We start from the raw sequence: 25,687 nt of genomic DNA, 5'->3' as shown, positions 1-25,687 counted from the left end.
GATGGCCTCGCAAATATCGGACAGACCCGGTCACAACGGAATCGAAAACGTGCCGACGGTAATGTCTACGTAGAGCGCAAGCCGCCTCGTACACGCGTCCGGCAGGAGAAAACGCCCCATGGTTGAGCGCAAGCCGATCGAATCCTGGCTCACCGACATGGACGGGGTGCTGATCCATGAGGGCATCCCAATTCCCGGCGCCGAGGACTTCCTCAAGCGGCTGAAGGAGTCCGGGAAGCCCTTCCTGGTCCTCACCAATAACTCGATCTACACCCAGCGCGACCTGCACGCCCGACTGCTTCGAATGGGCCTGGTGGTGCCGGCCGAGAACATCTGGACCTCAGCCCTGGCCACAGCGCAGTTCCTCGACGACCAGCGACCCGGCGGCACGGCGTACGTCATCGGCGAGGCGGGCCTGACGACTGCCCTGCACGAGATCGGGTACGTACTGACTGACACCGACCCTGACTTCGTCATTTTGGGCGAAACTCGGACGTACTCGTTCGAGGCCATGACGAAGGCGGTTCGGCTGATCAACAATGGCGCCCGCTTCATCGCCACGAACCCCGACGAGACAGGGCCTTCTACCGAGGGCGCGCTCCCCGCCACAGGGGCAGTCGCGGCACTGATCACCGCAGCGACCGGCAAGAAGCCGTACTTCGTGGGCAAGCCGAACCCGCTGATGATGCGCGCCGGACTGAACGCCATCGGGGCCCACTCGGAGACCTCGGCCATGATCGGCGACCGGATGGACACGGATGTACTGGCGGGCCTTGAGGCCGGAATGCAGACCTTCCTCGTCATGACTGGGGTCACTCAGCCGAACGAGGTGGACCGCTTCCCCTACGGACCCTCGAAGATCGTGGACTCGATCGCGGACATGATCGACTACGTGTGATCGCAGGGAATCCCCCACAACGAAGAAGGCCCTCCCGGTATCCTGGGAGGGCCTTCTTGTCGGTCTCGGCATGTGGTCGATGTCTTACAGAGGGCGACAAACCGCAGGTCAGGGCCAAGTATGTTTTGGTTGTCCGGGTCTCCCCGAGGACGACGTAGTCCGGCTCGTGGTCGGTGAGGATGTAGCCGATGTCGTGCAGCGCGGTGGTCAGGCCCGCCTCGCCGATGACGTACGCCGAGCCGCCGGGCCGCTGGTCGTCCAGGAACTGGGCGGTGGCCAGCGCCGAGGTCCAGATGGACTCGACCGGCACGTCCAGGCCCATGCGCCGCAGCCGGGCGTGCAGGTCGCGCGGGGTGTAGATCGAGTTGTTGGTGAGGACCAGGAAGGGCTTCCCGGACTCGCGCAGCTTCTTGAGGAAGGCGTCGGCGCCGGGGATCGGCACACCCTCGTGGATGAGTACGCCGTCCATGTCGGTGAGCCACGACTCGATGGGCCTGCGGTCTGCCATGTGCGGGTTCTCCTGGCGTACGGGGGCGGGCTGGGCGCCGGACCACGGCGTGCCGACGGCCACAGCCTAGTTGGGGACCCGGCCGGGGCCCCGTGCCGAGGGGTGCCGGGGGCGGCGGAGGAGGCCGGGGGACGCGCCGGGGGTGGCAGGCGTCAGCGTCGCCTTCGTACCGCCACCAGCAGGGCGCCGACGGCGACGAGGAGCAGGGCGGCCGTGCCGGCGAGGGCTCCGCCGGCCGGGCCGAGGCCCGTGCGGGCGAGTTCCTCGGCCTCGTCGGCGAAGGGGAGGTCGCCGGTGGAGGGCGCGGTGGTGCCGGGGGTGGGCCGGGAGGCGGGTTCGGCGTCGACGGCGAACCGGTAGTCGTTGGACTGGCCGACCCAGTCGCCGTCGCCGTCATCGTCGCCGTCGCCGTCGTGGCGTTGCACGAGGGCCGCGTTGGCGGTGACCTCGTTCGGTGCGGCGTCCGAGGTGAGCGCGAGCCGGACCTTCACGGTGAGGGTCTTGCCGGGGCCGACCGTGAAGCCGGGGAAGCCGGCCCGCTCGTCGGCGAAGGCGCCCACGAGTTCGTCGGCGTCGGTGCGTTCGAAGCGGACGGGGTGGGGGCGGGCGTCCGGGCCGGGGCCGTCGTAGAACTCCAGGCGGGGCTGGGAGGCGGCGAGGCCGCGCTCGTCGTCGGTGAGGACGACGACCGGGTGGATGCTCGCGCAGGTCCGGGTGGTGGTGTTGGTGAGGTCCAGGTACCAGGTGCCGTAACCGCCTCCGGCCTCGTAGGAGTCGGGTCCGCCATGGATGCGCGTGGTGACCGGGAAGGCGCGGTCGCCGGAGGCCGCGCAGAAGGCGCCGGGGACGGCGTGGGCCGGTACGGGGAGGAGCACGGCGGCGGCTGCCGCGAGGCAGAGAGCGGCGGCGGGCGTGGGGGGTCCGGGCAGTCTGGCCAGTCTGGTCAGTCGCATGAACACATGACCATGCCGGGCGGGTGGGGCTCAGGGGCGGCGCCCCTCCGTACGGCCGGGCAAGTCCCCTCGATCAGCGCACAGAGGGTCTGCGCGAGTGGGGGTGGAAGGCGCGGTGGGAGGGGACGGCAGGGGCGGCGCGAAGGGAGGGCGAGAGGTCGGCTCGGGTGGGCCGCCCTCAGCCGTCGCATCCGTCACCCTGAGCCGTCACCTCACCGCCGTCTCACCCGTCTCCCCGCCCGAACAGCGGCGCGAGCAGCAGTTGGGCCGCGCCTTCCGCGACCCCGCCGGAGGCGACCCGCACCGGCACCGTCCCTTCGCCCCGGGCGCGGGTGTCGAGGACGGCGGCGACCCCTCGTACGAAGGCGTCCGGCGCCGAGGCGACCGTACGGCCGCCGAGGAGGACGAGGTCGATGTCCAGCAGGCCGACGAGGTTCGCGGCGCCCTCCCCCAGGACCCGTGCCGCCTCCTCGACCTCGCCGCGTGCCATCGCGCCCAGGCACAGGGTCTCGACGCAGCCCCGGTTCCCGCACTCGCAGCGCGGTCCGTCGAGTTGGACGACCTGGTGGCCGAACTCCCCCGCCCCGGTCCGCGCGCCCCGGTGCACGGCCCCGCCGATCACCAGTCCGGCGCCGAGTCCCGTACCGAGGTACAGGTACGCGAAGGACCCGCCCTCGCCGCTCTCACCGCCTTCTCCGGCCACCGCCAGTCCGAGGGCCGCCGCGTTGGTGTCCTTGTCGACGACCACCGGCACGCCGAGCCTCCGCACCAACGCGTCCCGCAGCGGAAACCCGTCCCACTCGGGGAATCCGGTGACCCTGTGCAGAACACCCCGCGTGTGATCGAGAGGACCGGGCAGGGCGACACCCACGCCGAGGAGGGAGCCGACGGCGGCGGACGGGGGCGTCCCGGGCAGCCCCGGGTTCGACAGCCCGGGGTTCGGCAGCCCGGGATTCGACAGGCCGGGGTTCCTCGCCGCCGATCCTTCTGCCACCAGCCCCTCCGCCACCGGCCCCTCCACCACCGACTCCGCTGCCACCGGGCCCGCCACCGCCAGCCCCTCGACCGCCAGCCCCTCGACCTCCCGGGCCACCGCGCCCACCACGGCCTCCGCGCCCGCGCCGAGGTCCAGCGGGGCCCGGCGTTCGCCGATCACCGTTCCGTTCAGGTCGACGAGGACGGCGTGCAGTTCGTCCCGGTCGAGATGGACGCCGACCGCGTGTCCCGCCTCCGGCACCAGCCGCAGGACGGTGCGCGGCTTGCCGCCGGTCGACGCACGCTGCCCGGCCTCCGTGGCCAGGCCCTCCTCCCGCAGCCGGGCCGTGATCTTGCTGACCGCCTGCGGGGTCAGGCCGGTCCGGTCGGCGAGTTCGAGGCGGCTGATGCCGTCCGGGCCCGCCGTGCGCAGCAGGTCGAGCACCAGCGCGGTGTTGTGACTGCGCAGGGCGAGCAGATTCGCCCCCACCACCCCGCCCGAACCACCGACCCCGCCCGAACCACCGGCTCTACCTGAACCACCGACTACACCGGCTCCACCTGAACGACCGGTCCCACTCGAACCACCCCGGCCACCGGCTCCACCCGCCCCGCCGACCACACCCGCGCCACCGACCACGCCCCGGCCTGGCCCCCCGCCCGTCCCGCCCTTCGTCCTGTTCACGCCGCCCATTGTCCCCGGCGCTTGCACTTTGGCAACAGCGTTGCGAAAGTGGAGGCCATGACTGGACGCAACACAGCTGGTACCCCTCTCCGCGTGGGCCTCGTCGGCTACGGCCTCGCCGGTTCCGTCTTCCACGCCCCGCTGATCGCCGCCACCGAGGGCCTCGCCCTGGACACGGTGGTCACCTCGAACCCCGAGCGGCGGCAGCAGGCCCGCGCCGAGTTCCCGGACGTGCACCTGGCCGCCACGCCGGACGAGTTGTTCGACCGGGCCGATGCGCTGGACCTGGTCGTCGTCGCGTCCCCGAACAAGACGCACGTACGGCTCGCCACCGCCGCTCTGGAGGCCGGACTGCCCGTCGTCGTGGACAAGCCCGTCGCCGGCACGGCCGCCGAGGCCCGCGCGCTCGCGGCCCTCGCCGAGGAGCGCGGCCTGCTCCTGTCCGTCTTCCAGAACCGCCGCTGGGACAACGACTTCCTGACGGTCCGCAAGCTCATGGCGGACGGCGAGCTGGGTGACGTATGGCGCTTCGAGTCCCGCTTCGAGCGCTGGCGCCCGCAGCTGAAGGGCGGCTGGCGGGAGTCCGGCGACCCGGCAGAGATCGGAGGTCTGCTCTACGACCTCGGCAGCCATGTCGTCGACCAGGCACTGGTCCTCTTCGGCCCCGCCGCCCGGGTGTACGCCGAGTCGGACACCCGCCGCGAGGGCGCGGAGGCCGACGACGACACGTTCATCGCGATCACCCACACGAGCGGCGTCCGGACGCACCTGTACGCCTCCGCGACCACCGCCCAACTCGGCCCCCGCTTCCGGGTGCTGGGCTCGAAGGCGGGCTACGTCAAGTACGGCCTCGACCCGCAGGAGGCGGACCTGCGCGACGGCCTGCGCCCCGGCACGACCGCCGACTGGGGCCGGGAACCCGAGGACCAGTGGGGCCGGGTCGGTGCCGGAGAGTCCCCGTCGACCGGCGGCGGGCGACCCGAACCCACCCTGCCCGGCGACTACCCGGCCTACTATGCGGCCGTGGCCAGGGCCCTCGCCGACGGCGGTCCCAACCCGGTGACCGCACTGGAGGCGGCCGCCGCCCTCGACGTACTGGAGGCGGCGCGCCGTTCGGCCCACGACGGAGTGGCGGTGTCGCTGTGACGCATAACCAGTCCCACAACCAGTCGCGCAGCCAGGAGATCACCCCGAAGTTCCAACCGGAGCTCACTCCGCCCCTGGCGGAGCTGGAGGCGCAGGAACGCCGGTTGGTCTTCCGCCAGTTCACCCACGACGACGCGTGGGCGCTGGGCAGCCTCATCGTCGAGCTGGCCCGCGAGCGGCAGGCCCCGGTCGCCATCGACATCCACCGGTCCGGCCAGCAGCTCTTCCACGCGGCGCTGCCCGGCTCGGCCCCCGACAACGACGCCTGGATCGACCGCAAGCGCCGGGTCGTGGAGCGCTACGGCTCCGCCTCCTACCTGGTCGGCGCCCGCTTCCGCGCCAAGGGCACGACGTTCGAGGAGTCCTCCCGGCTGGACCCGGACGTGTACGCGGCCCACGGCGGCTCCTTCCCGATCACCGTGGAGGGCGTCGGAGTGGTCGGAGCGGTGACCGTGTCGGGGCTGCCGCAGTTGCAGGACCACCGTTTCGTGGTGGAGGCGCTGGAGCAGTTCCTGGGCGACTGAGGGGAGAGTCCCGGGACCCGGGACCCGGGGGGCGAAGGAGCAGAGGGCGGGGTGGCCCGGGCGCGGGAAGATCCGGGGCGCGGGAAGATCCGGGGGCGCCCTCCGGTTGGCATCGGTGTACGGCACGGCCACCGACCGGAGGGACTACCCCGTGAGTGTCACCCCGACCTTGAAGGAATCCATCGGACGGTACGGCGTCTGGAGTGTGGGCCTGCGCTCCGAGGACCCGGACCGGCGCGGCGAACTCGCCGAGGGTGCCGCCGAGTTGGAGGAGCTCGGGTTCGGCGCGGTGTGGCTGGGCGGCAACAGTTCCGCGCTGAACGCCGCCCCGCTCCTGGAGGCCACCTCGACGCTGCGCATCGGCACCAGCATCCAGAGCATCTGGCAGCACGAGCCCACCGACACCGCGGCGGCCTTCGCCGAGTTGGAGAGGGCCCACCCCGGCCGCTTCCTCCTCGGCCTCGGGGTCAGCCACGCGAAGCGCGCGGAGCAGTACCGGCGCCCCTACTCGGCCCTCGTCGCCCATCTGGACGCCCTGGACGCGGCGGGCGTACCGGAGGACCGGCGTCTCCTGGCCGCCCTCGGCCCCAAGAGCCTGGAGCTGTCCCGTGACCGTTCCGCCGGCTCGATCCCGTACCTGGTCACCCCCGAACACACCGCCCAGGCCCGCGAGCTCCTCGGTGACGCGCCGGTGTTGGCACCCGAACTGGCGGTCGTCCCCGAGGCGGACCCGACCCGCGCCCGCACCCTGGCCCGCGCGTTCCTCGCCCTGTACCTCGCCCTCCCGAACTACACCAACAACTTCCTCCGCCACGACTTCACGGAGGACGACCTCGAGAACGACGGCAGCGACCGCCTGATCGACGCCCTGTTCGCCTGGGGTGACGACACGGCGATCCGCGCCCGCGTCGACTCGTACTTCGAGGCGGGCGCGGACCATGTGGCGTTGCAGGTGGTGGACGGCGGGTCGAGGGACGCCCTGCCGAGGGAGACATGGCGCCGGCTGGCCGGTCTACTGACGTGAGCTGACCGGCCCGTCCTTCGGGGGCGCGGAGCCGTGTCCGGGTACGGCCCCGCCGCGTGGGCGCGACCGGCCACCGGCACCCCGCGGCCGACGGCCCTCCGCGGTTCTCCCGCTCCTCCCGCGGAGGGCTAGGCGTCCTTGAACTCCTGCCGCTGCCGTCCCAGCCCCTCGATCTCCAGCTCCACCACGTCCCCGGCCCGCAGGAACGGCTTCGGCTCGGGCGCGCCCAGCGCGACCCCCGCCGGCGTACCGGTGTTGATGACGTCCCCCGGGTACAGCGTCATGAACTGGCTGACGTACCGCACGACTTCCGCGACCGGGAAGATCTGCTCGGCCGTCGTGCCGTCCTGCTTCAGCTCGCCGTTGACCCACAGCCTCAGCGACAGGTTCTGCGGGTCCGGCACCTCGTCCGCCGTCACCAGCCACGGCCCGAGCGGGTTGAACGTCTCGCAGTTCTTGCCCTTGTCCCAGGTTCCGCCCCGCTCGATCTGGAACTCCCGCTCGGAGACGTCGTGGGCCACCGCGTACCCGGCGACATGGGCGAGGGCCTCCTCGGTCGACTCCACATAGCGTGCGGTACGTCCGATGACGACGGCGAGTTCGACCTCCCAGTCGGTCTTCACCGACCGGCGGGGCACGAGCACGGTGTCGTGCGGTCCGACGACGGTGTCCGCGGCCTTGAAGAAGATGACGGGCTCGGAGGGCGGCTGGGCGCCGGTCTCGCGGGCGTGGTCGTGGTAGTTCAGGCCGATGCAGACGATCTTGCCGACGCGGGCCAGCGGCGGGCCGACGCGCAGCCCCACCGGGTCCAGTTCGGGCAGGTCACCGGCGTCGGCGGCGGCACGGATCCGGCCGAGCGCCTCGTCGTCGGCGAGCAGCGGTCCGTCGATGTCGGGGACGACGCCGGACAGGTCCCTCAAGATCCCCTCGGTGTCGAGCAGCGCGGGCCGCTCCGCTCCCGTCGTACCGACTCGCAGCAGCTTCATGATCACAGTCTCCCTCGATCGCGGGCGCCGACCGACGGGTGCAGCCATCGGATGACTGGTCGATCCTCCAAGCTGGGCGTCCAGTCCGCAATACCCGGTTCACGGACTGGACCGTAACCAACGGGACCGCGACCGGCCCGGGGCGGGGGTCCCGGCGGGTCAGCGGTACGGGTCAGCGGTAGAGGACCGACCGTTCCACCGCGCTCCACGTCGTGCTGGTCACCACGTACAGCGCGGCGGCCAGCGGCACCACCGCGACGGTGAAGAGCGTGAAGAAGGACATGAACGGCATGACCTTGGTCATCGCGCCCATCCCCGGCACCGGTTGGCCGTCGGTGACCGGCATCGCCGGGTTGGCGGCCATCATCCGCCGGGTACGGCGGTAGTTGAAGACGGCGACCACGGCGACGAACGCGAACAGGGCGACGTACACGAGCCCGGCGGCGCCGAACATCCCGCCGTCGCCGAGCGCGTCGGCCCAGCGGTCGCCGAGGGGTGCGGCGAACAGCTGGTGGGAGAGGAGTTCGTTGGCCCGGCCGCCGATCTCCGTGTTGGAGAACAGGTGGTAGAGCAGGAAGAACGCGGGCATCTGGAACAGGCTCGGCATGCAGCCCGACAGCGGCGACACCTTCTCCTCGGCGTGCAGCTCCATGACCGCCTTCTGGAGCTTCTCGGGGTTCTTGCCGTGCTTCTTGCGCAGCTCCGCGACCTTCGGCTGGAGCGCGGTCCGGGCTTTCTGTCCGCGCGCGGCGGCCCGGGACAGGGGGTGCACGAGGAGTCGTACGAACGCGGTGAACAGGACGATCGCGGCGGCGGCCGCGGTCGCGCCGAACAGCGGCTGGAGCAGGTCGGCCAGGTGCCGGACCAGGTCGGCGAAAACGGACATGGGTGAGCCCTCCGGGGGTCTCGTCGTGCCGGGAGTGGTGCGAGAGCGGCATGACGACCCGCGTGGGCCTGGCTCGTGGAGGAGGGTGCCCTACGCGGCGGTCGCCGGGAGGGCGCGTCCGGGCGCTCGGGGCCTGGTGCGGCCCTTCGCGTCGGGGTCGCGTTGCGGCAGGAAGGCCGTACGGCGGTCGCGGTCGCGGATGGCCGTACGCACCCTCGTGGGCGGCACGGCGAGCGCGGAGCGGGAGGCGAGGAGCGAGCAGGCTGCGAACGCGGAGCCGGCCGCGGCGGTCGCGGCGAGCGCGACGGTGGCGGAGAGGCTGCCCGTGTCGAGCAGCAGGACATCGAGGAAGAGGATCACCAGGAGAGCGGTGGGGCGCAGGTTCGCCAGGCGTCGGCCATGGAGGCTGCTGATCACCGGTCACTCCTCTCGGACCTCGTCCGTACGCGTGCTCGCCCTGTGGTGGTACCTATGGGCTGTCCCTGTTGGTTATACCTGATCGACCACGATCGGCCGCAACAGCCGCTTGGGCTTCAGCAGGGCTCGGCTGACCGGATCCGCCGGGTCCGGATCGAGTCCGGGGCCCGGCTCCACGAGGACGTCCTCGACGGGTACGACGGTCGCGCAGGCGGGGCACTCGCCGTACGGGCCGAGTTCGGTGCCGCAGTCGGCGTGCCGGAAGTAGCGGAGCTGGGGCTCGCCGTGCTGCTCGCGGCCCCAGCGGCCGAGCGCGCGCAGGGTGGGCCAGAGCGCGATGCCGCGGTCGGTGACGACGTACTCGTCCCGCGGCGGTGCGTCCTGGTAGCGGCGCCTCTCCAGGATCCCCTCCTCGGTGAGCATCTGGAGACGGGCGGCCAGGACCGCGCGCGGGATGCCGAGGTGGACGAGGAAGTCGTTGTAGCGCCGGACGCCGTAGAGCGCGTCGCGGACGACGAGGAGCGTCCAGCGTTCGCCGACGATCTCCAGCGCGCGAGCGATCGAGCACTCCTGTGTCGCGTAGTCCTTGCCCAGTGCCATGCCGTCCACTGTAACCAGTTTGCGCAGCATAGGTTCAATGACCGAACCGATGCTGTTACGGTGTGGGGCATGCCAAGGTTCAATGAACGAACTCTCGTCGGGGCAGGGGCGGGTACCGGGCCCGGTACCGCGGCCGGGCCTGAGACGGAGCCCGGGGTCGGCAGCGCGACGTCCGCCGCACCGGAGCCCTCCGTCCGCCCGGCCGCCACCCTCGCCCTGACCAGCGCCGCCACCGCCGTGGCCCTGATGACGTACACCGCGCCGATGGTCACGCTCCCCGAGACCGCCGCCGCCCTGCACACCCCGCTGTCCGCCCAGGCCTGGCTCCTGAACGGCACCCCGCTGGGACTGGCCGCGCTCCTCCTGGTCGCCGGCACCCTCGCCGACGACTACGGCCGCCGCCGGCTCTTCGTCTCCGGCACCCTCGCCCTCGGCATCACCACCGCGCTCGGCGCGCTCGCCTCCACGACCTGGCTGTTCACCCTGGCCCGTGTCGCCCAGGGCGCGGCGAGCGCGGCGCTGCTGGCGAGCAGTCTGGGGCTGATCGTCCACGCGTTCCCGACCCCGGCCGGACGGCTGCGGGCCACCGGCGTGTGGGGCGCGTTCGTGAGCGGCGGTATCGCCCTCGGCCCGATCGTCACCGGCGCGATACCGAGCTGGCGACTCGCCTACGGCGTCCTCGGCGCCGTCACCCTGCTCGTCGCCGCCCTGTCCACACGCGGTCTCACCGAGTCCCGCGCCCCGCGCGGCGGCCGGCCCGACCTCGCCGGAGCGGTCACCTTCGGACTGGCCCTGGTCGCACTGGTGGCCGCGCTGACGCTGGGCCGCGACGGCTGGCTGCGGGCGCCGGTGGGGCTCCTGCTGCTGGCGTCCGTCGCCCTCCTCGGCCTCTTCGTCGCCGTCGAGCGACGCACGGCGGCCCCGATGATCGACCTGAACCTGCTCCGCCGCCCCCGCTTCCTCGCCTCCTCCGCCGGCGGACTCTTCACCGGCCTCGCGGTGATCGGCCTGTTCAGCTTCCTGCCCGCGCTGCTCCAGCAGACGCTCGGCCTGTCCGCGATGGAGACCGCCTGGCTGTTCCTGCTCTGGTCCGGGCTGTCCTTCACCGTCGCCCTACAGGCCCGCCGGCTGTCGGGCCGGGTACCGCCACGCCTCCAGCTCGTCCTCGGTTTCGTGCTGCACGCGGCCGGCGCGCTGGCCATGCTGGGCGCGATCGACGCGGGCTCCTGGCCCCGGCTGCTGCCCGGCCTCGTCGTGGCCGGCGTCGGCAGCGGACTGCTGAACGCCGCGCTGCCGCTGCTCGCCGTGGAGTCCGTCCCGGCCCAGCGCGCCGGGATGGGCTCGGGCGCGCAGCAGACCTTCCGGTACATCGGCTCCTGCGCCGGCGTCGCCCTGACCATCGCCCTCGCGACCTCGACCGGCGGCGGTCTGGCCCGCGGTGCGGATCTCGCGATGGCGGTGTCGGCGGGGCTGGCGCTGGTGGCCGCGGTGGGGGTGGGGGTGGCCCGGGAGCGGGCGTGAGGGGATCGCCGTAGCCCTGTGGCCCCCCTGTAGCCCTCTGTGGCCCCTTGTGTCGCGGAACCGTGCGCCCCTTGCCGCGGCTCAGTGGGACCGCCTTGCGGCAGCTCATCGGGGGCGCCTTGGCGCAGCTCAGCGGGGCCGCATGGAGACGAGCTCGGCCCAGACGACCAGCCGGTACCTGGAGGTGTACTCCGGGGTGCAGGTCGTGAGGGTCAGGTAGTAGCCGGGGGCGGTGTAGCCGTAGGAGGGGTGGACGGTGGAGCGCGGGACCGGCCGGATCACGCTCGCGTCCGTCGCCGAGGTCTGCGGGAGCGTCTTGTCGACGGCGTACGTGTAGACCGCGCTGCCGGTCTCCACCTCGACGGTGTCCTTCGGCCGCAGCCGGTTCAGGTACCGGAAGGGCTCGCCGTGTGTGTTGCGGTGCCCGGCGAGCGCGAAGTTCCCGGCCCGGCCGGGCTGTCCGGTGCCGGGGTAGTGGCCGACGTACCCCTTGTTGAGGACGTTCTGCTTGCCGACGCCCTCGGCGACGGGGACGCGGAGGCCGAGGCGCGGGATGGTGAGGATGGCGTAGGCGCGGGACCAGTCGGGGCGGGACGCGCGGGTGCCGGTGGCGGTGTCCGCCGAGGAGGACGGGTCGGTCGTACCGGAACCGGCGGACGGGCGGGGGCCGGTGGCGGTAGCGGACCCGGCGCCGCCGCTGTCTCCGTCACCGCCGCCATGACCCCACTCCCGCTCCAGCGCCCGTACCTCCCGCTGGGCCCCCTCCCGCGCCTCCCGGTTGGTCCACCACAGCTGGTGCGCGACGAGGAGCAGCAGCACCACGCCGACCGTGACGAGAACCTCGCCGCCGGTCCACAGCACCCGGCGCCGCGCGGCCCGCCGCCTCAGACCGTCGTGCTGCACGACGGGAATCCGCATGGGACCGCCCCCTTCCCTGGCCGCCCGCACGATAAGGGCCGGTGCCTCAAGTCGCCAGAGCCGCCGGGAGCATTGTTTCCGCCAGGCCCCGTTCGATACTTCGTACACAGGTTCTTAAAAGGGCTGTCCCTACTCTCGACAACCTCGCCTGCCCCATCCGATGCTTCGTCGTGGCATGAGCGGGACAAGCCGTGCCACTCGCCTCCGGTTTCAGGGACCGGCGGTCGATCGATCGGAGAAGCCATGATCCGACGCAGAACCCTGCTGGCCGCGGCAGGCGGAACGGTCCTCGGCAGCACCCTCGCGACGGGCACCGCGCACGCGGACGCCACGATCGCCGTCAACCCCGGCACTTCGTACGGCACTTGGGAGGGCTGGGGCACCTCCCTGGCCTGGTGGGCCAACGTCTTCGGCGCCCGCACCGACTTCGCCGACGCCTTCTTCACCACCAAGTCGGTGACGTACAACGGCACCACACTCCCCGGCCTGGGCCTCAACATCGCCCGCTACAACCTGGGCGCGTGCAGCTGGAACACCGTGAGCGGCGCGGCGATGGTCAAGTCGGCCAACATCCCCGCCTTCAAGCAGATCGAGGGCTTCTGGCAGGACTGGAACAACGAGGACCCGACCTCCTCGGCCTGGGACTGGACGGCGGACGCCAACCAGCGCTCGATGCTCCAGAAGGCGGTGGCCCGGGGCGCGACGACCGAGCTGTTCGCCAACTCCCCCATGTGGTGGATGTGCGCGAACCACAACCCGTCCGGCGCGGCCGGCGGCGGCAACAACCTCCAGACCTGGAACTACCGCCAGCACGCCTCCCACCTGGCCGCGACCGCGCTCTACGCCAAGAACAACTGGGGCGTGAACTTCGCGACGGTGGATCCATTCAACGAACCGGCCTCGTCCTGGTGGACCGCCACCGGAACGCAGGAGGGCTGCCACATGGACCCGGCGGTCCAGGCCGCCGTACTTCCCTACATGCGCAGCGAGTTGAACGCGCGCGGCCTGACCGGCGTACGCATCGCCGCCTCCGACGAGACCAACTACGACACCGCCCGCTCCACCTGGTCCTCCTTCGGCTCCTCCACCAAGGCCCTGGTCGGCCAGGTCAACGTGCACGGCTACCAGGGCTCCAGTGGCCGCCGGGACCTCCTCTACACGGACGTCGTCACGACCGCCGGCAAGAAGCTCTGGAACTCGGAGACGGGTGACAGCGACGGCACCGGCTACAACATGGCCTTCAACCTGCTCTACGACTTCCGCTGGCTGCACCCGACGGCCTGGGTCTACTGGCAGGTGATGGACCCCTCGTCGGGCTGGGCGATGATCGCGTACGACGCCACCACCCTCCAGCCGACCACGGTCCAGACGAAGTACCACGTCATGGCCCAGTTCAGCCGTCACATCCGCCCCGGCATGCGGATCCTCGACACCGGCGTCAGCTACGCGGCGGCGGCCTACGACGCGACCGCGAAGCGCCTGGTCCTCGTCGCGCTCAACACGTCGACGTCGGCCCAGAACCTGACCTTCGACCTCTCCCGGTTCACCACCGTGACCGGCGGCTCGGGCGGTCTGGTCCCCCGCTGGAACACGGTGACGACGGGCGGGGACAAGTACGCGGCCTACTCGAACACCTACCTGAGCGGGAAGACCGTGACGGTCCCGTTCGCGGCGAAAGCGGTGCAGACCTTGCAGATCGACGGGGTGACGATCTAGAACAGACGTCCACCCTCCGGGAAGGACACCCCACTTGCTCGCGTCTGTCGCCCCCGAGTGGCTGTGGCTGATGGCAGCCACAGCCACCATCGTCCACTGCACCGCCATGGCGAGATGGTTCCCCATCCAGAAGTTCCAGAGGACGTACCCCTTCATCTGGGTCCTGTGCCTGGCCGGCATGATCGCCGTCAGCCGGGGCGGCCCGAACTTCTCCCTGTCCGCCGTCCTCGTCACCTACTCCTTCGGCCTCATCGGCCTCACGATCGGCATGTTCCCGACCAGAAAGCTGTTCGCGAGCGTGAGCGCCGCGATCAACAAGGGCGAGGACCCCAAGAAATACGACTACCCGCCCTCCCACCTCACGTTCTGCGTGATCGTCGTGATCCTCATGCTGCTGGCGTCGTTCGTATTGACGCGGTGATCGCCGCGAGGAGGCGAGGGCGGGGCGGCCTGAAGATCAGGAGTCTTCAGGGGGCGGCGGAAGCTGTCAGGAGCGATACGGAGCCGTCCCTGTAGACATCCGGAGGCGTCTCCGCCGACATCCGGAGGCCTGCCAACGTCCGGAGCCGTCTCCGCCGATACCCGGGACCGTCTCTGCCGACGTCCGGAGGCATCCGGAGATCAGTGGGCTGGCCTGGGGATACCTCCCCCATACCTCTCCCTTTGTCGCTGCCCGGCAGTACGGTGTCATGCATGCGCCCCGACACCTCCGCCGAGAACGTCGACCACACCGCCGAAGCGGCCCGCCTGGAGCGGACCGCAGGCCTGTACCCCGAGGACGCCGAGGCCCTGCTGCTGCAGGCCGCGGCCCACCTGGAGCTCGCCGGCGACCGCCCCGCCGCGAGCACCCTCTACGACCGCCTGCTGTCTTCGCCGGACAGCCTGGAGAACCCGTTCCTGGTCCGCGCCCTGAAGGCCGCGAACCTCTGGGAGTACGGCCACGAGGCAGAGGCCAGGGCGATCATCGACGGCGTCCGGGCGGGCTCACCGCGGGACCCGGCGGCCTGGGTGATCGTCGCGGAGGCGCTGGAGTCCCACGACGAGTTGGAGGCGGCGCAGGAAACCTTCACCGAGGGCGCCCGCCTCCTCCTGACGGACGTCCCCGAACCCCCCTACTCCACCCACCCCCTCCTCTTCGGCCGCCACCGCGTCCGCCGCATGCTGGGCGTCTCCCACGACGACTGGGACATCCTCGCCGACACCCTCCACTCCTCCCCCGTCTCCCTCGACGAACTCCACGACCCCAAGCGCGTCTGGTCCCTCGGCTCGAACAACCCGGCGGAACTCGCAGCGGAAATCTCCCGCCTGCGAGCCGAACTGGGCGCGTACCGGGAGGCGTTGTCCCGCCCCTTCCCGGTGGCGGTCCTGCACTGGCCGACGACCGAACTGACCGAACTGGTCGCGGCCTACCCGTCGTTGGAGGCGGAGTACCCCTCGCACGAGGAGCACCTCGCGACGATAGAGGCGTCGCTGAGAGAACTGTCGGGCTCGGGGACACCGAACCTGGGGATCGTGACGGGCACCGTGCCGTCCTACGAGGCGTTCGCGGCGTCGGAGGGCGCATCGCCCGGCGACGCGACGCTGCTGCCGCAGTACGCGACGACGTTGGCGGCACGGGGGCGGGCGGTGGAGTGGCCGCCGCAGCGGGGGGCTGTTTGTTGGTGTGGGTCGGGGCAGGGTTACGGGGAGTGCCACGGGGCGTAGGCCTGGCAACCCGAGGCGAGGAATGCGCCTCCTGGGCACTCCCTGACGCGAGTACCCAGGAAACTCTTGTGGATAAGGCGCCCATTGCCGCCGCTGCGGCAACTCGAAGTTGTGCCGTGATCCTCACTGCTGACGCCTCATCACGAACTTGCAGTCGCTGAAAGAACCTGTGCGTCGTCCAGTCACACGTTCAACGGGGGAACAGATCCATGTCTCAGAGCCGCCGCGACGCGTTGGCCCCTCACGCCGGGCTGTACGAGCAGCTCATCACTCTCCGCTTTGAGCAGCAGTTGAAGGGGCTCGCCGATCTGGGGTGGCACCCAGTGAGCGACTCGGTCGGCGCGGAATCTGTACCTCATGTCCTGGCTCGCCATGTTGCGGGGACAGTACGACGTGTCCTGCAGAATCTGCCAGCCGAAGAGCGGGTGCACGCGGCGAACCACATCCTGGAGTCCATCAGCACGCTATCGGGAGCACAGGAGTGGGTGGATCTAGTCGCCGAAGGGCCCCGGCAACTCCTGGCTCTGGCAAAGCAGGAAGCCCCCGGTGTCTTCGCCGTGCGCCCGGGCATTCCGCTCTCCGAAACCGCCCTCATCACCAACTCGCCGGAAGACCCCAGCCTGGGCTTCGAATTGCGTGCCGAGTTGGCCACCGCTGATCGCGTAGACCTGCTCTGCGCCTTCGTGAAGTGGCACGGTCTCCGCATCATCGAGCAGTCTCTGCAGGCAGCCCGCGAGCGGGACGTGCCGATACGCGTCCTCACGACGACGTATATCGGAGCCACCGAGCGTCGCGCACTAGATCGCCTGGTGCAGGAGTTCAACGCCGAGGTCAAGGTCAACTACGAGACGAGGTCAACGCGGCTCCACGCCAAGGCATGGCTGTTCCGGCGTAAGAGCGGTTACGACACGGCGTATGTCGGCAGTTCCAACCTCTCCAAGGCCGCGCTGCTCGATGGGCTGGAGTGGAACGTCCGGCTTTCGTCCATCGCCACGCCCGACGTACTGCGAAAGTTCGACGCGACCTTCGAGGCCTACTGGAGTGACCCGTCCTTCGAGCCGTACGACCCGGAGACCGACAGCGCTCGACTTCAGGAAGCGTTGGCGATCGCCGGGGGCACCTCGAATACCTCAGCCGCGGATCGCCGAATTACTCTGTCCGGCCTCGAAGTACGCCCCTATGCCCATCAACGCGACATGTTGGAGCGCCTCGAAGTCGAGCGCGAGGTGCATGACCGGCACGAGAATCTGCTGGTTGCCGCGACAGGCACGGGTAAGACGGTTATGGCGGCGCTGGACTACAAGCAGCTGCGCAAGAAGCACGGCCGTGACCTGCGGCTACTGTTCGTCGCTCATCGCAAGGAGATCCTCCAGCAGTCCCTGCGGACCTATCAAGACGTCTTGGTAGACGCAAACTTCGGCGAGTCCCTGCACAGCGGGGAGATCCCGGAGCGCTGGACTCATGTCTTCGCCAGCGTGCAGTCGCTGAACGCGCGAGCTCTGGACAGGCTCGCTCCTGATCACTTCGATGTGATCGTGATCGATGAGTTCCATCACGGGACATCACCGACGTATCGAAAGATTCTCGATCACTTCGAGCCGCTGGAGTTGCTCGGGCTGACAGCGACTCCCGAGCGCATGGACGGGAAGAACATCCAGGACGAGTTCTTCGATGGGCGCATCGCTGCCGAAATGCGGCTGTGGGAGGCCTTGGAGAATGATCTACTCAGTCCCTTCCACTACCTCGGCATCAGCGACAACACCGACCTGAGCGCGGTGAAGTGGCATCGCGGGGCCTACGACGCAAGTGCGCTAAGCGATGTGCTGTCCGCCAATCATGCGCGAGCACTGCTGGTGTTGAAGGCCGTTGAGGACAAGGTCGCCGATCCAAGTGCCATGCGCGCGTTGGGCTTCTGTGTTTCTGTCGCGCACGCGCACTTCATGGCGCAGTCCTTCCGCAAGGCTGGTCTCAACGCCGTGGCCTTGTCTGCCGGGACCCCTGCCGATGAACGGAAGCAGGCGCTGGCCGACCTCGCCTCTGGGGCGTTGCAGGTGATCTTCTCGGTCGATCTCTTCAACGAGGGGCTCGACATTCCCGACGTAGACACCTTGCTCCTACTCCGCCCCACCTCCAGCGCAACGGTGTTCTTGCAGCAACTCGGCCGAGGCCTCCGGCGCACCGAGAACAAGGCCGTACTGACCGTGCTCGACTTCATCGGCCAGCACCGTAAGGAGTTCCGATTCGAGAACCAGTTCCGCGCCCTGACGAATCTGACCCGCAAGCGACTCCTGGACAACATCCAGCATGACTTCCCGCAACTCCCGTCCGGCTGCCAGATCATCCTTGAGGAGAAGGCCAAGAAAACCATCATCGCCAACATCAAGGACCAGATCGGCGTCAACGTCACGGCCCTGGCGCGCGAGGTGGCGGAATACTCCGAACTGAAGCTCGGCCGCTACCTCGATGAGAGCGGGCGCGAGCTCAAGGAGCTCTACCGGGGCAACGGGAACTCTTGGACGGGTCTACTGCGTCGCTCCGGCCTCCTGAAGGGCGAGGCCCTGGAAGGCGAGGCCGCGCTACTCAAGCGCATGTCCGCGTTCCTCCACGTGGACGACCCGCTACGGATCGCTGCGTACACGCGGATGTTGGAAAACGACGCCCCCGCGTACAGCGCTCTTGACGAGCAGGGGCAGGCCTACGCCCGCATGCTCTTCTTCCAGTTGTGGCCACTCGGCGGCATCGTCCGCAAGGGGTATGCCCACTACGACGCCGGGTTTGCGACCTTGCGCGGGCAGCACGCCGTCCGCAGTGAGCTGCGACAGGTGCTGGCGTATAACCTCGCCCATACCGAGCACGTACCGATCCCTCTCTTGGGCCTGGGCGGTCAGAGCGGCGTCCCCCTCACCGTGCACGCCTCGTACAGCCGCGAAGAGATCTTGCCCGCACTGGGGCAGTCGTACATCGGCGGCTTCATGCCGGCCGACTTCCGCGAGGGTGTGAAGTGGTGCGACTCTCTCAAGACGGACGCGCTCCTCATCACGCTGGAGAAGGACGAGAAGGACTTCTCGCCGCAGACCCGCTACCACGACTACGCACAGAGCGAGACTCTCTTCCATTGGGAGTCCCAGAACCAGATTTCCGAGACCTCGCCCACTGGCCTGCGCTATCAGCATCACATCACTGAGGGCAGCCACGTCTTGCTCTTCGTGCGGCGCTATAAGAGCACCGATATAGGTGGCGCTCAACCGTGGATACTGCTCGGCCCGGCGGAGTATGTGAAGCACACTGGTAGCAACCCGATGGCGATCACGTGGAAGCTGAAGCACGAGATCCCGGCGGATGTCTGGACGTACTCGACGATCAAAGCCGGGTAGTGCCTCACGTCGAGTCGCTCACCATCTCCACCTCCCCTTCGAAGTGCATCTGGGCTCGGTCCAATACATCATCCGCATCGCGGCCATGCACCCGGAGCCAGTGAAGAAGGTCAGCAATGGCACCGATCGCTGCCTCCTCTGCCATCACTGCGCTCAGCTGACCCGAGTCGACTGAGTGCAGCGGCTTCACCCCGCCGTAGAGGTCGAGCACCTCCTCCGCTCTTGCCACATGAGCGTCTCCGCGGTGGCCGTTGGGCGAGGTCAGGGTGGTAGGGAGCTCGCACCACGTCACCTTGCGGTCGGCGAGGAGTTGGACGCCCCAGCGAGCAGCGGTGAAGGTGACGAGCTCCATTCCTCGCCCGGATTCAGAGTTGACGCCTTGGTTGAGGAGCGTGGGCAAAGCGCGGATGTCGGGGTCAGAGACCTCGATTCGCAGATGGGTGCCCTTCATTGAGACGGCAAGGGTAGTGGGGGTGCCGGGACCGACATGCCTGATGACGTTGGAAACGAGTTCGCTGACGCAGAGTTGGGCCGCGTCGATGAGCTCGGCCAAGCCCCAGAGCCCTAGGTGGACCCGAAGCACACGCCGTAGGGCCGCTACCTCCTCGGGCTCCGCCAGAAAGTGAAGGTCCCAGGGCTTCCTTGGCATGCAGGCGGTGCAGTCCATGCTCAACTCCTCCTTAGCCACGCCGAGTCGCACAGTGCAGTCGGTCATGCACTTAGAGTTGCATTGGAACTCTCAAAATGGAACTCTCATAACGCAGAGATGGGAGCGCATTGACACGGCTCACGCCCCCGGCGCACACCACCTTGCCGACTCGTCCTGGCAGCCAGGACGATCTGTGCATCGACACGAAGGGCTGTACGTATGCCGATTGGACCCACCACGCGAAGGCGCCAACTAGGCGCGGACCTGCGCCGCTTCCGCGAGCTCAAGGGCCTCACTCTTGAGGAGGCAGGCGCGCGCGTCGGCATCTCTAAGGCGACACTGAGTCGCTACGAGACGAAGGAAGGCACGGTCAAGTGGCCGGCCGTAGACGCTCTTTGCCGCGAATACGGAGCTACAGACGAGGAACGACAAGCTCTCGTAGAACTTGCGAAGGGTGCCAGGATCCAGGGCTGGTGGCGGTCACTCGCTGACCCGATCCCCGATTCCATGAACCTCATGCTCACCCTTGAGGACGAGGTCACACGCGAAGACCACTACGCCTGTATGTACATTCCTGGCCTGCTCCAGACCCGCAAGTACGCCGAGGCCGTTCACCGGGCTTCGGAGGTCGAGTGCACGGAGCGGGAAGTGCAACACATGGTCGACGTTCGCATGAAACGGCAGGAGCTCCTTGACCGAGACGAACCTCCACACATCTGGTGCGTAGTCGACGAGGCGGCCATCCGACGCAGAGTCGGCGGACGTGAGGTCATGCGTGAGCAGTTGCAACATTTGCTTACCCTGAGCACGCTCCCGAACATCACAATCCAGGTACTCTCCTTCTCAACGGGCGCCCACGCAGCGGCAGTTGGCAGCTTCGCCGTCCTGCGCGGACCTCAGCGCGAGCTGGACGTGGTCTACGTAGACCTACTCGGCGGCGGGCTCTTCATGGAGAAGCCCCAGGAACTGGATCGCTATAGGTTGGCGTTCCAGTATCTGAGCGCACAGGCCCTTGACCTTGAGTCTTCGGTAGCGCTCATCTCCCAGATGAAAGAGGAGTGTTAATGACGGCACCATCCGCGCCGTTGTGGTTCAAGTCTTCCTACAGCGGGGGCAGTGGGACGGAGTGCGTCGAGTGTGCACGTACGGGGGAGGGTGCCCTCGTACGCGACTCCAAGAGCGACGTAGGGCCCGTTGTCGTGGTTCGAGGTCACGCATGGCGGGTGTTCATAGCTGCGTTGGCGAGCGGAAACGGACACCCTAGGAGCTCGTAGCAAGATCTCGTGGTGGTGACTGGTGGGTCGATTCGGCCGTTCGTGGAGTGTGCGTACTGCCGTAGATCGTGGACGACGACTTGTGGGACCTGGTTGAGCCGCTACTGCCGCCCTGGCCGGAGAAGTGGCCGGGCTCGCAGCCAGTGCCGGACCACCTGTGTCTGCAGGACATCCTGTGCGTGCTCCACAGACATCCCTAGATCTGTCGCGAAGTACCCATGCCGCGAACGTCGCCGCCCCCTGGACCTTGTCCCCTGCCTCGCACGCAGCGGACGGGCGAAGCAGCGTCCATGCGGATACGCACCAAGATGCTCACGCGGTACTCCCAGTCACGGTGCGTAGCAGAACGGCCGGGGTCCCCTCCCGGACTCCGTTGCCTACTCTCCACCCATGGTCTTTCCACGCAGTTGGATCTCCACGACGATCGCCGCATCGATGATGGTCACCGCAATGATGACGGCGGGCTGTTCGGGTTCCTCGGATCCGAGCCCGGACTCCCACGCCACCGCACCGTCCGCATCGACCCCGGTTTCACCGAGCCCGTCCCCCACCTCGGCCTTCTGCCTTGATCTGACAGCCTTCCAAGTCGGCGTAGTCGTCTACCGGGGCGACCTGGCCGACGCGGTGCACAGCCAGCAGCTGGATCTGAAGAGTCTGCAGCAGCGGGCCGCCTTGATAGTGCGTATGGGCGAGGAAATGCAGGCGAGCGCTCCACCAGACATCGCCAAGCAGTTCCGTGCAGCGCTCGACGCGGTCAGGAGTTCGTCGAGCAAGCTGAAATCGGATTCCCAGTTGCGCGATGTGGTGGACCCCGTGTTCAACGAGAAGATCAATCCATCCTTCGATGCAGTGGACGAATACGACTGCGGCGCCGAAGGCAAGTGACGGACTCACACTGCACCGAGTCCGCCCTCGACGTGGTGTACGTCGACATCCACACCGGTTCCCTCTTCCTGGAGAAGGACGAGGAACTAGACCGATACAGACTTGCGTTCGAGTACCTCCAGGCACAAGCGTTGGACATGGAGGCTTCCTCCGCCATGATCCATCACGCCCGCCAGGAGTTGTGAATGCCCGTCGGTCCTGAGTCCGTCTCTGAACCCAGCTGGTTCAAGTCGTCGTACAGCGGCGGCAACACCACCGAGTGCGTGGAGGCAGCCTTCGTCCTGCCTGGTGTGCTTGTACGGGACTCCAAGCGGCCGGAAGAATCACAGCTCGCGATCTCGGCGACGGCCTGGGCCAACTTCTTGCGTGGCACCCACCAGTTTTGTCTGGGGCTGTAGTTTTCGGCCGCGCCAGAGGAATAGGGGGACATCCCCTGGCACGACCGGGTGATCACTTACGGTCCGCCTTCACTTCGTCGCGCACCGCGCGAACGGACCGGATCGCAGCGATCACCTTTTGGGAAAGCGGCGGGACCTGGTCGACGAGGTGTCCCACAACGGTGAAACCCCCGACGACCGCAGCTGTCCCGACCGTCACCCAGCCCGCCAGTTCCATGTAGCTCCTTCCAGAAAAGGGATCGGCGTAGGCACCTACGGCCTCCGTCCCCCCTCGGACAAAGGCGCAGGTATCGCCTGATCAGCGCCGCTCTCTCTTCTCGAACTACACGACCTTTTGGGCGACTTGATTCTAGCTGCCCCATCTCTCCCTGTCCCGGGGGTCCTGGAGGTCACCGGTGGCTGCAAAGCCGCTCACCGCCGAGGGGACCGAGGCCCTGGAGCCCCAGTTCTACAGGCTGGGCAGAAGGACGCACTCGGGCAGTGGAAGCTACCCGAGCGCACTCTCGGTTGGCATATCGCCGACTGGTGCGCGGAATACCTGAACGGCGAAGGGCCGCCCGACGAGAAGCGGGTGCCCTGGAAGTTCACCAGGGAGCAGCTCGGCGACCAAGCTGGACTCTTGCTACCTGTCACGGCAGCTGTAGTTCCGGTGAGCCGCCCGAACTCGTCCGGCTCCTGCGAGCCCTCGTGCTGCCGCCACCCGTCCACGACCACGAGCACTTCCTGCGCTGGACCGCCTGGCGACGCGATCACCAAGCCGTCGAGACCGCCTGCCACCATCACCGCCGTCACTACCAACCGTGATCAAGAACTACGGCTGCCGCGACCGTCACGCGGTGTTCGTAGCGCTCCGCTCCCCTCCCCCAGAACCACGACCCCCGCTCAGTCCCGCCCCGCCGCTCTCCACGGGTCCGCCCGCCGTGCGAGGGTGCGGGCCTGGCGGCGGACGTCGGGTGGGAGGCGGTGGAGGAGGGTGCGGACGGCGCGGCGGACGGTCGGGGCGGCTGTGGTGCCGAGCAGGATGCGGTCGGGGACGGTGGCGCGGCCCGGTCGGCCCACGGCGAGGCGGAGTTGGCCGCCGGGGCCACCCCAGTTGGGGATGACGAGGCGGGGCGGGGTGCCGAGCTTCGCCGTGCCGGGGCGGGGGTGGTCGTCGTCCCGGGTGACGCGGGTGCGGCGGCCGACGCCGAGGAGTTGGGCGCTGGCCCAGACGAGGTGCGTACCGGGCGCCATCGCCTCGCCGCCGAACAGGGTGAGTGGATCGATGGCGGTCTCGCCGGTGAGGACCACGCGGTGGCGGCCGGCGCCGAGCGGCTGGGTGCGGGGGGTGAGGTCGGCGTCGGGGAACCACCACAGGTCGCGGGCGGTGTCGTGGACGATGAGTTCGCCCTGAGCATGGCCGAGGGGGTGCGCGGCTTCCCAGCCCTCGGCGCCCTTGATGCCCGCGAGCAGGTCGGGGTCCAGGAGGAGACGGCCGTAGCGCTCGACAAGGGCGAGGGGCTCACCGTCGGGGCGGAGCATGGCGACGGTGGTGGTGATGACGAGTCGGCCGGCTCTCCAGCGGACGTCGTCGACGGTGAGCCGGGGCCTGATCCCCTGGGTGCGGCGGGCTAGTTCGACCAGGGAGTCGAGGCGGCCCTCCTCCAGCAGGTGCGCCCTGAGCCGGCTGATCGCCGGGAGCCCTTCGCGGACGCCGGGCGGATAGGCGTCGAGAGCCAACTTGCGTACGACGCCGAAGTAGCGTTCGAGAGCCTTGCCGGTGCGGGCCAGAATGCGCGGTTCGGAGACCGGGCGCAGGAGTTCGACGCGGTAGGAGCGGCCCAGTAAGTGGTCCTGGAGCAGGCCCGGTGAGGTGTTCTCCTTGATGGCCTCCACCACCGAGCGCAGATGGCCGTAGTAGTCCTCGGGGGTGGTGGCGCGACTGCTGGTGTTGAGGCCGTCGTCCCGGCGCTTCCACACGTAACAGGGGTGGCCGGCGAGGATCGAGACGGTCTTGGCGCGCAGGTAGGCGCGGGCCATGAAGAGCTGGTCCTCCAGCCGGACCGGTCCCTCCGGGAAGGTCAGGTCGTGGGTGAGGAGGAAGTCGCGGCGGAACAGCTTGTGCGGAGTGAGGCTCTCGATGAGGGGCGCGTCCTCGACCGTGCAGTGCTCGACGGTGCGTTTGAAGACGCGGCTGGGGCCCGTCATGGTGCCGGTGACCATGCCGAGGACGATGTCTGAGCCGTTGCGGGTGGCGAACCGGTGGAGGCGTTCGAGGGCCTCGGGGGTCAACTCGTCGTCCTGGTCGACGAACTGGACATACTCGCCACGGGCCAGACGCACCCCCACGTTGCGCGGTTTGCCGGGCCAGCCCGAGTTCTCCTGGTGGACCACGCGCACATGCGGATGCCGGGCCGCCAGCCGGTCCAGCCTCTCCCCCGAGTCGTCGGTCGAGCCGTCGTCGACGTAGATGATCTCGTACGCGTCCTCGCCCAGGCTCTGTCCGAGCAGCGATGGTGCGCAGAGTTCGATGTACCGGCCCGCGTTGTACACAGGCACCACAATGCTGACCTTGAGCATCGACGCCCCCCGGCGAAGTCCCCTTGTTGTGCCCTTGTGTCGAGCGTCGAGAAAACGTTCGGAACTAGGTAAAAGTTCCTCACGGATGAACTCGACCGGATCAAGTGCGACGCGGAGTAGGTACCGCAAGCCCTGGGGCACGGAGTAGGTATCGCGAGCTGCGGTGGGCCGGGACGGGTCGCACAGCCCGGTGTTGCGGGGTGCCTCGCCTCTTCGGGGCGGGAGTCGCCCCGGCGGCACGCCTGCCCGCGGCTACCGCGGCAAAGCGACAGCACACGGCCGGAGCCGACTCCCATACCGCGCCCGCATCTGGGGCGGCGGATCTCGCGTACGCGATCCAACTCCGTCGCTCACCAGATGATGGCAAGTTGATCGAGTACGCATCCTGCGTGACAGTCGCCGCGGACTCGCCCCAGGGACAGAGCCGCTCAGGCGAGGGCATGCTCCCACCGCAGCGCATCCCTCTCCCCGATCCAATAGCTGTGGGCCCGCTCAGTGGCCAGTAGCTGGACAGCATCGATGTCCGGCCGTCCAGCGTCCTGCCAAGCTCCGACAGCCCCCTCGATGCTGTCCCACAGGGCTACGGGCCCGCCCTGTCGGACCGTCCACCCCGAGCCGTTCTCGTCCGTGAAGGCCGCGAAGGACTCCCGCTCAGCGTCGAACAGGTACAGCAGCGGCGCGCCCTCAGCGTCGGTTGCTCTGACGAACTGGGCTCCAGGAGAACTGAGTTGGACAATGAAGGCCAGCATCCAGTTTTCCAGCAGACTCGGTGAGATCTCGACCGGCCGTTCGGTGTCGGTCGTACGTCCCCTCCGTCCAGCGGGTTGCCGGTGTCGTGCCGGCGGCGCCAGTGGCCGTGTTGGTGGCCGTCGGCGAAGGCTCCCTGTTGGAGAAGGGCGCCGCTCTCGCGGTAACCAGGTCCCGTCGCCCTCCAGTTGGCCGGCACGGTAGGTGCCCTGGGCCTTCACCCGGCCGTTTAGGGAGTAGAAGGTCCAGGGGCCGTGGCATTCGCCGTCCTGGTAGTCGCCCTCGCCCGAGAGTTTCCGTCCTTGACGTGCTCCTCAGCCATGAGGGAGGGGCAGGTAGG

At 69.0% G+C, this 25,687-nt stretch carries 24 protein-coding genes and 2 pseudogenes; 14 read left to right on the top strand and 12 right to left on the bottom strand.

The window, feature by feature from the left end:
* The first annotated feature begins 118 nt into the window (after positions 1-118).
* A complete protein-coding gene (locus ACZ5VD_RS00850; protein ID WP_468679855.1) occupies positions 119-898 on the top strand; it encodes an HAD-IIA family hydrolase in 780 nt (259 codons plus the stop codon).
* A gap of 130 nt (positions 899-1,028) precedes the next feature.
* Here ACZ5VD_RS00850 and ACZ5VD_RS00845 read toward each other — a convergent pair.
* The 3 genes and pseudogenes from ACZ5VD_RS00845 to ACZ5VD_RS00835 all read right to left on the bottom strand — a co-directional run.
* Positions 1,029-1,406: pseudogene (locus ACZ5VD_RS00845) on the bottom strand (HAD family hydrolase); the annotation flags it as partial.
* A gap of 152 nt (positions 1,407-1,558) precedes the next feature.
* On the bottom strand, positions 1,559-2,359 hold the full coding sequence (locus ACZ5VD_RS00840; RefSeq protein ID WP_468679854.1) for a hypothetical protein: 801 nt from the start codon (positions 2,357-2,359) through the stop codon (positions 1,559-1,561).
* Between the two features lie 223 nt (positions 2,360-2,582).
* The gene (locus tag ACZ5VD_RS00835) at positions 2,583-3,824 is read right to left on the bottom strand and encodes an ROK family transcriptional regulator (RefSeq protein ID WP_468680930.1); all 1,242 of its coding nucleotides are present in this window, start codon (positions 3,822-3,824) and stop codon (positions 2,583-2,585) included.
* 252 nt (positions 3,825-4,076) lie between these two features.
* On the opposite strand from ACZ5VD_RS00835, the gene ACZ5VD_RS00830 reads away from it, so the two are divergent.
* The 3 genes from ACZ5VD_RS00830 to ACZ5VD_RS00820 all read left to right on the top strand — a co-directional run bounded on the left by ACZ5VD_RS00830 (position 4,077) and on the right by ACZ5VD_RS00820 (position 6,713).
* Positions 4,077-5,165 carry a Gfo/Idh/MocA family protein gene (locus tag ACZ5VD_RS00830; protein WP_468679852.1) on the top strand — a complete coding sequence of 363 codons (1,089 nt, stop codon included), beginning with the start codon at positions 4,077-4,079 and terminating at the stop codon, positions 5,163-5,165.
* Positions 5,162-5,689, top strand: a complete 528-nt coding sequence (locus ACZ5VD_RS00825) for a heme-degrading domain-containing protein (RefSeq protein WP_468679851.1) — start codon at positions 5,162-5,164, stop codon at positions 5,687-5,689. Before ACZ5VD_RS00830 ends, ACZ5VD_RS00825 begins: the two co-directional genes overlap by 4 nt.
* A gap of 151 nt (positions 5,690-5,840) precedes the next feature.
* The gene (locus ACZ5VD_RS00820) at positions 5,841-6,713 is read left to right on the top strand and encodes an LLM class F420-dependent oxidoreductase (RefSeq protein ID WP_468679849.1); all 873 of its coding nucleotides are present in this window, start codon (positions 5,841-5,843) and stop codon (positions 6,711-6,713) included.
* A gap of 128 nt (positions 6,714-6,841) precedes the next feature.
* Here ACZ5VD_RS00820 and ACZ5VD_RS00815 read toward each other — a convergent pair whose 3' ends face one another.
* From ACZ5VD_RS00815 to ACZ5VD_RS00800, 4 genes are all read right to left on the bottom strand, one after another.
* Positions 6,842-7,699, bottom strand: a complete 858-nt coding sequence (locus ACZ5VD_RS00815) for a fumarylacetoacetate hydrolase family protein (protein ID WP_468550594.1) — start codon at positions 7,697-7,699, stop codon at positions 6,842-6,844.
* A gap of 172 nt (positions 7,700-7,871) precedes the next feature.
* Positions 7,872-8,585, bottom strand: a complete 714-nt coding sequence (locus tag ACZ5VD_RS00810) for a YidC/Oxa1 family membrane protein insertase (RefSeq protein WP_468679847.1) — start codon at positions 8,583-8,585, stop codon at positions 7,872-7,874.
* Positions 8,586-8,675: 90 nt separating this feature from the next.
* Complete coding sequence (locus ACZ5VD_RS00805; RefSeq protein ID WP_468679846.1) at positions 8,676-9,002, bottom strand: DUF6412 domain-containing protein; 327 nt, start codon at positions 9,000-9,002, stop codon at positions 8,676-8,678.
* Between the two features lie 72 nt (positions 9,003-9,074).
* Positions 9,075-9,602, bottom strand: coding sequence for a winged helix-turn-helix transcriptional regulator (locus ACZ5VD_RS00800; protein WP_468550597.1), 528 nt, complete (start codon positions 9,600-9,602; stop codon positions 9,075-9,077).
* A gap of 69 nt (positions 9,603-9,671) precedes the next feature.
* On the opposite strand from ACZ5VD_RS00800, the gene ACZ5VD_RS00795 reads away from it, so the two are divergent.
* Complete coding sequence (locus ACZ5VD_RS00795; protein ID WP_468679844.1) at positions 9,672-11,123, top strand: MFS transporter; 1,452 nt, start codon at positions 9,672-9,674, stop codon at positions 11,121-11,123.
* Positions 11,124-11,252: 129 nt separating this feature from the next.
* Here ACZ5VD_RS00795 and ACZ5VD_RS00790 read toward each other — a convergent pair whose 3' ends face one another.
* On the bottom strand, positions 11,253-12,041 hold the full coding sequence (locus ACZ5VD_RS00790; protein ID WP_468679843.1) for a class E sortase: 789 nt from the start codon (positions 12,039-12,041) through the stop codon (positions 11,253-11,255).
* 243 nt (positions 12,042-12,284) lie between these two features.
* On the opposite strand from ACZ5VD_RS00790, the gene ACZ5VD_RS00785 reads away from it, so the two are divergent.
* The 4 genes from ACZ5VD_RS00785 (at position 12,285) to ACZ5VD_RS00770 (ending at position 18,835) form a co-directional block, all read left to right on the top strand.
* Positions 12,285-13,757 (top strand): glycoside hydrolase, encoded by a 1,473-nt coding sequence (locus tag ACZ5VD_RS00785; RefSeq protein ID WP_468679841.1) that lies wholly within the window; start codon positions 12,285-12,287, stop codon positions 13,755-13,757.
* 34 nt (positions 13,758-13,791) lie between these two features.
* Positions 13,792-14,178, top strand: coding sequence for a hypothetical protein (locus tag ACZ5VD_RS00780; protein WP_468679839.1), 387 nt, complete (start codon positions 13,792-13,794; stop codon positions 14,176-14,178).
* Positions 14,179-14,450: 272 nt separating this feature from the next.
* Complete coding sequence (locus tag ACZ5VD_RS00775; protein WP_468550602.1) at positions 14,451-15,461, top strand: SEC-C metal-binding domain-containing protein; 1,011 nt, start codon at positions 14,451-14,453, stop codon at positions 15,459-15,461.
* Positions 15,462-15,670: 209 nt separating this feature from the next.
* Positions 15,671-18,835: a DEAD/DEAH box helicase gene (locus ACZ5VD_RS00770; protein WP_468679837.1), complete on the top strand. Its 3,165-nt coding sequence runs from the start codon at positions 15,671-15,673 to the stop codon at positions 18,833-18,835.
* A gap of 4 nt (positions 18,836-18,839) precedes the next feature.
* Here the strand turns inward: ACZ5VD_RS00770 and ACZ5VD_RS00765 are convergent, their stop codons facing one another.
* Positions 18,840-19,502: an ATP-binding protein gene (locus tag ACZ5VD_RS00765; protein ID WP_468680928.1), complete on the bottom strand. Its 663-nt coding sequence runs from the start codon at positions 19,500-19,502 to the stop codon at positions 18,840-18,842.
* A gap of 201 nt (positions 19,503-19,703) precedes the next feature.
* Between ACZ5VD_RS00765 and ACZ5VD_RS00760 the strand changes: the two genes are divergently transcribed.
* The 5 genes and pseudogenes from ACZ5VD_RS00760 to ACZ5VD_RS00740 all read left to right on the top strand — a co-directional run bounded on the left by ACZ5VD_RS00760 (position 19,704) and on the right by ACZ5VD_RS00740 (position 22,041).
* The gene (locus ACZ5VD_RS00760) at positions 19,704-20,549 is read left to right on the top strand and encodes a helix-turn-helix domain-containing protein (RefSeq protein ID WP_468679836.1); all 846 of its coding nucleotides are present in this window, start codon (positions 19,704-19,706) and stop codon (positions 20,547-20,549) included.
* Positions 20,549-20,758, top strand: a complete 210-nt coding sequence (locus tag ACZ5VD_RS00755) for a DUF397 domain-containing protein (RefSeq protein WP_468550605.1) — start codon at positions 20,549-20,551, stop codon at positions 20,756-20,758. The genes ACZ5VD_RS00760 and ACZ5VD_RS00755 overlap by 1 nt, the downstream gene beginning before the upstream one ends.
* A gap of 390 nt (positions 20,759-21,148) precedes the next feature.
* Positions 21,149-21,643: a hypothetical protein gene (locus ACZ5VD_RS00750; RefSeq protein ID WP_468550606.1), complete on the top strand. Its 495-nt coding sequence runs from the start codon at positions 21,149-21,151 to the stop codon at positions 21,641-21,643.
* A gap of 17 nt (positions 21,644-21,660) precedes the next feature.
* A pseudogene (locus ACZ5VD_RS00745) lies at positions 21,661-21,828 on the top strand (Scr1 family TA system antitoxin-like transcriptional regulator); the annotation flags it as partial.
* Positions 21,829-22,041 (top strand): DUF397 domain-containing protein, encoded by a 213-nt coding sequence (locus tag ACZ5VD_RS00740; protein WP_468679835.1) that lies wholly within the window; start codon positions 21,829-21,831, stop codon positions 22,039-22,041. It abuts the pseudogene before it with no gap.
* A 52-nt stretch (positions 22,042-22,093) separates the two neighbouring features.
* Here ACZ5VD_RS00740 and ACZ5VD_RS00735 read toward each other — a convergent pair whose 3' ends face one another.
* The 3 genes from ACZ5VD_RS00735 to ACZ5VD_RS00725 form a co-directional block, all read right to left on the bottom strand.
* Entirely contained in the window at positions 22,094-22,258 is a 165-nt protein-coding gene (locus tag ACZ5VD_RS00735; RefSeq protein ID WP_468550608.1) for a hypothetical protein, read from the bottom strand.
* Between the two features lie 665 nt (positions 22,259-22,923).
* Entirely contained in the window at positions 22,924-24,600 is a 1,677-nt protein-coding gene (locus tag ACZ5VD_RS00730; protein WP_468679834.1) for a glycosyltransferase family 2 protein, read from the bottom strand.
* 428 nt (positions 24,601-25,028) lie between these two features.
* Complete coding sequence (locus ACZ5VD_RS00725; RefSeq protein ID WP_468679832.1) at positions 25,029-25,349, bottom strand: hypothetical protein; 321 nt, start codon at positions 25,347-25,349, stop codon at positions 25,029-25,031.
* Positions 25,350-25,687: the final 338 nt, after the last annotated feature.

The organism is Streptomyces sp. NPDC032822, assembly GCF_055578825.1.
Note: the sequence above shows the minus strand (reverse complement) of the source record. Positions and strands in the feature narration are given on the sequence as shown.

Excerpts from the sequence above, each read along its gene's own strand:
- ACZ5VD_RS00730 (WP_468679834.1), bottom strand. The coding sequence starts at position 24,600 with ATGCTCAAGGTCAGCATTGTGGTGCCTGTGTACAACGCGGGCCGGTAC.
- ACZ5VD_RS00850 (WP_468679855.1), top strand. The coding sequence starts at position 119 with ATGGTTGAGCGCAAGCCGATCGAATCCTGGCTCACCGACATGGACGGG.
- ACZ5VD_RS00800 (WP_468550597.1), bottom strand. The coding sequence starts at position 9,602 with ATGGCACTGGGCAAGGACTACGCGACACAGGAGTGCTCGATCGCTCGC.
- ACZ5VD_RS00750 (WP_468550606.1), top strand. The coding sequence starts at position 21,149 with ATGGTCTTTCCACGCAGTTGGATCTCCACGACGATCGCCGCATCGATG.
- ACZ5VD_RS00830 (WP_468679852.1), top strand. The coding sequence starts at position 4,077 with ATGACTGGACGCAACACAGCTGGTACCCCTCTCCGCGTGGGCCTCGTC.
- ACZ5VD_RS00725 (WP_468679832.1), bottom strand. The coding sequence starts at position 25,349 with ATGCTGGCCTTCATTGTCCAACTCAGTTCTCCTGGAGCCCAGTTCGTC.
- ACZ5VD_RS00765 (WP_468680928.1), bottom strand. The coding sequence starts at position 19,502 with ATGGACTGCACCGCCTGCATGCCAAGGAAGCCCTGGGACCTTCACTTT.
- ACZ5VD_RS00740 (WP_468679835.1), top strand. The coding sequence starts at position 21,829 with ATGCCCGTCGGTCCTGAGTCCGTCTCTGAACCCAGCTGGTTCAAGTCG.
- ACZ5VD_RS00770 (WP_468679837.1), top strand. The coding sequence starts at position 15,671 with ATGTCTCAGAGCCGCCGCGACGCGTTGGCCCCTCACGCCGGGCTGTAC.
- ACZ5VD_RS00795 (WP_468679844.1), top strand. The coding sequence starts at position 9,672 with ATGCCAAGGTTCAATGAACGAACTCTCGTCGGGGCAGGGGCGGGTACC.
- ACZ5VD_RS00785 (WP_468679841.1), top strand. The coding sequence starts at position 12,285 with ATGATCCGACGCAGAACCCTGCTGGCCGCGGCAGGCGGAACGGTCCTC.
- ACZ5VD_RS00775 (WP_468550602.1), top strand. The coding sequence starts at position 14,451 with ATGCGCCCCGACACCTCCGCCGAGAACGTCGACCACACCGCCGAAGCG.
- ACZ5VD_RS00735 (WP_468550608.1), bottom strand. The coding sequence starts at position 22,258 with ATGGAACTGGCGGGCTGGGTGACGGTCGGGACAGCTGCGGTCGTCGGG.
- ACZ5VD_RS00760 (WP_468679836.1), top strand. The coding sequence starts at position 19,704 with ATGCCGATTGGACCCACCACGCGAAGGCGCCAACTAGGCGCGGACCTG.
- ACZ5VD_RS00755 (WP_468550605.1), top strand. The coding sequence starts at position 20,549 with ATGACGGCACCATCCGCGCCGTTGTGGTTCAAGTCTTCCTACAGCGGG.
- ACZ5VD_RS00840 (WP_468679854.1), bottom strand. The coding sequence starts at position 2,359 with ATGCGACTGACCAGACTGGCCAGACTGCCCGGACCCCCCACGCCCGCC.
- ACZ5VD_RS00815 (WP_468550594.1), bottom strand. The coding sequence starts at position 7,699 with ATGAAGCTGCTGCGAGTCGGTACGACGGGAGCGGAGCGGCCCGCGCTG.
- ACZ5VD_RS00790 (WP_468679843.1), bottom strand. The coding sequence starts at position 12,041 with ATGCGGATTCCCGTCGTGCAGCACGACGGTCTGAGGCGGCGGGCCGCG.
- ACZ5VD_RS00810 (WP_468679847.1), bottom strand. The coding sequence starts at position 8,585 with ATGTCCGTTTTCGCCGACCTGGTCCGGCACCTGGCCGACCTGCTCCAG.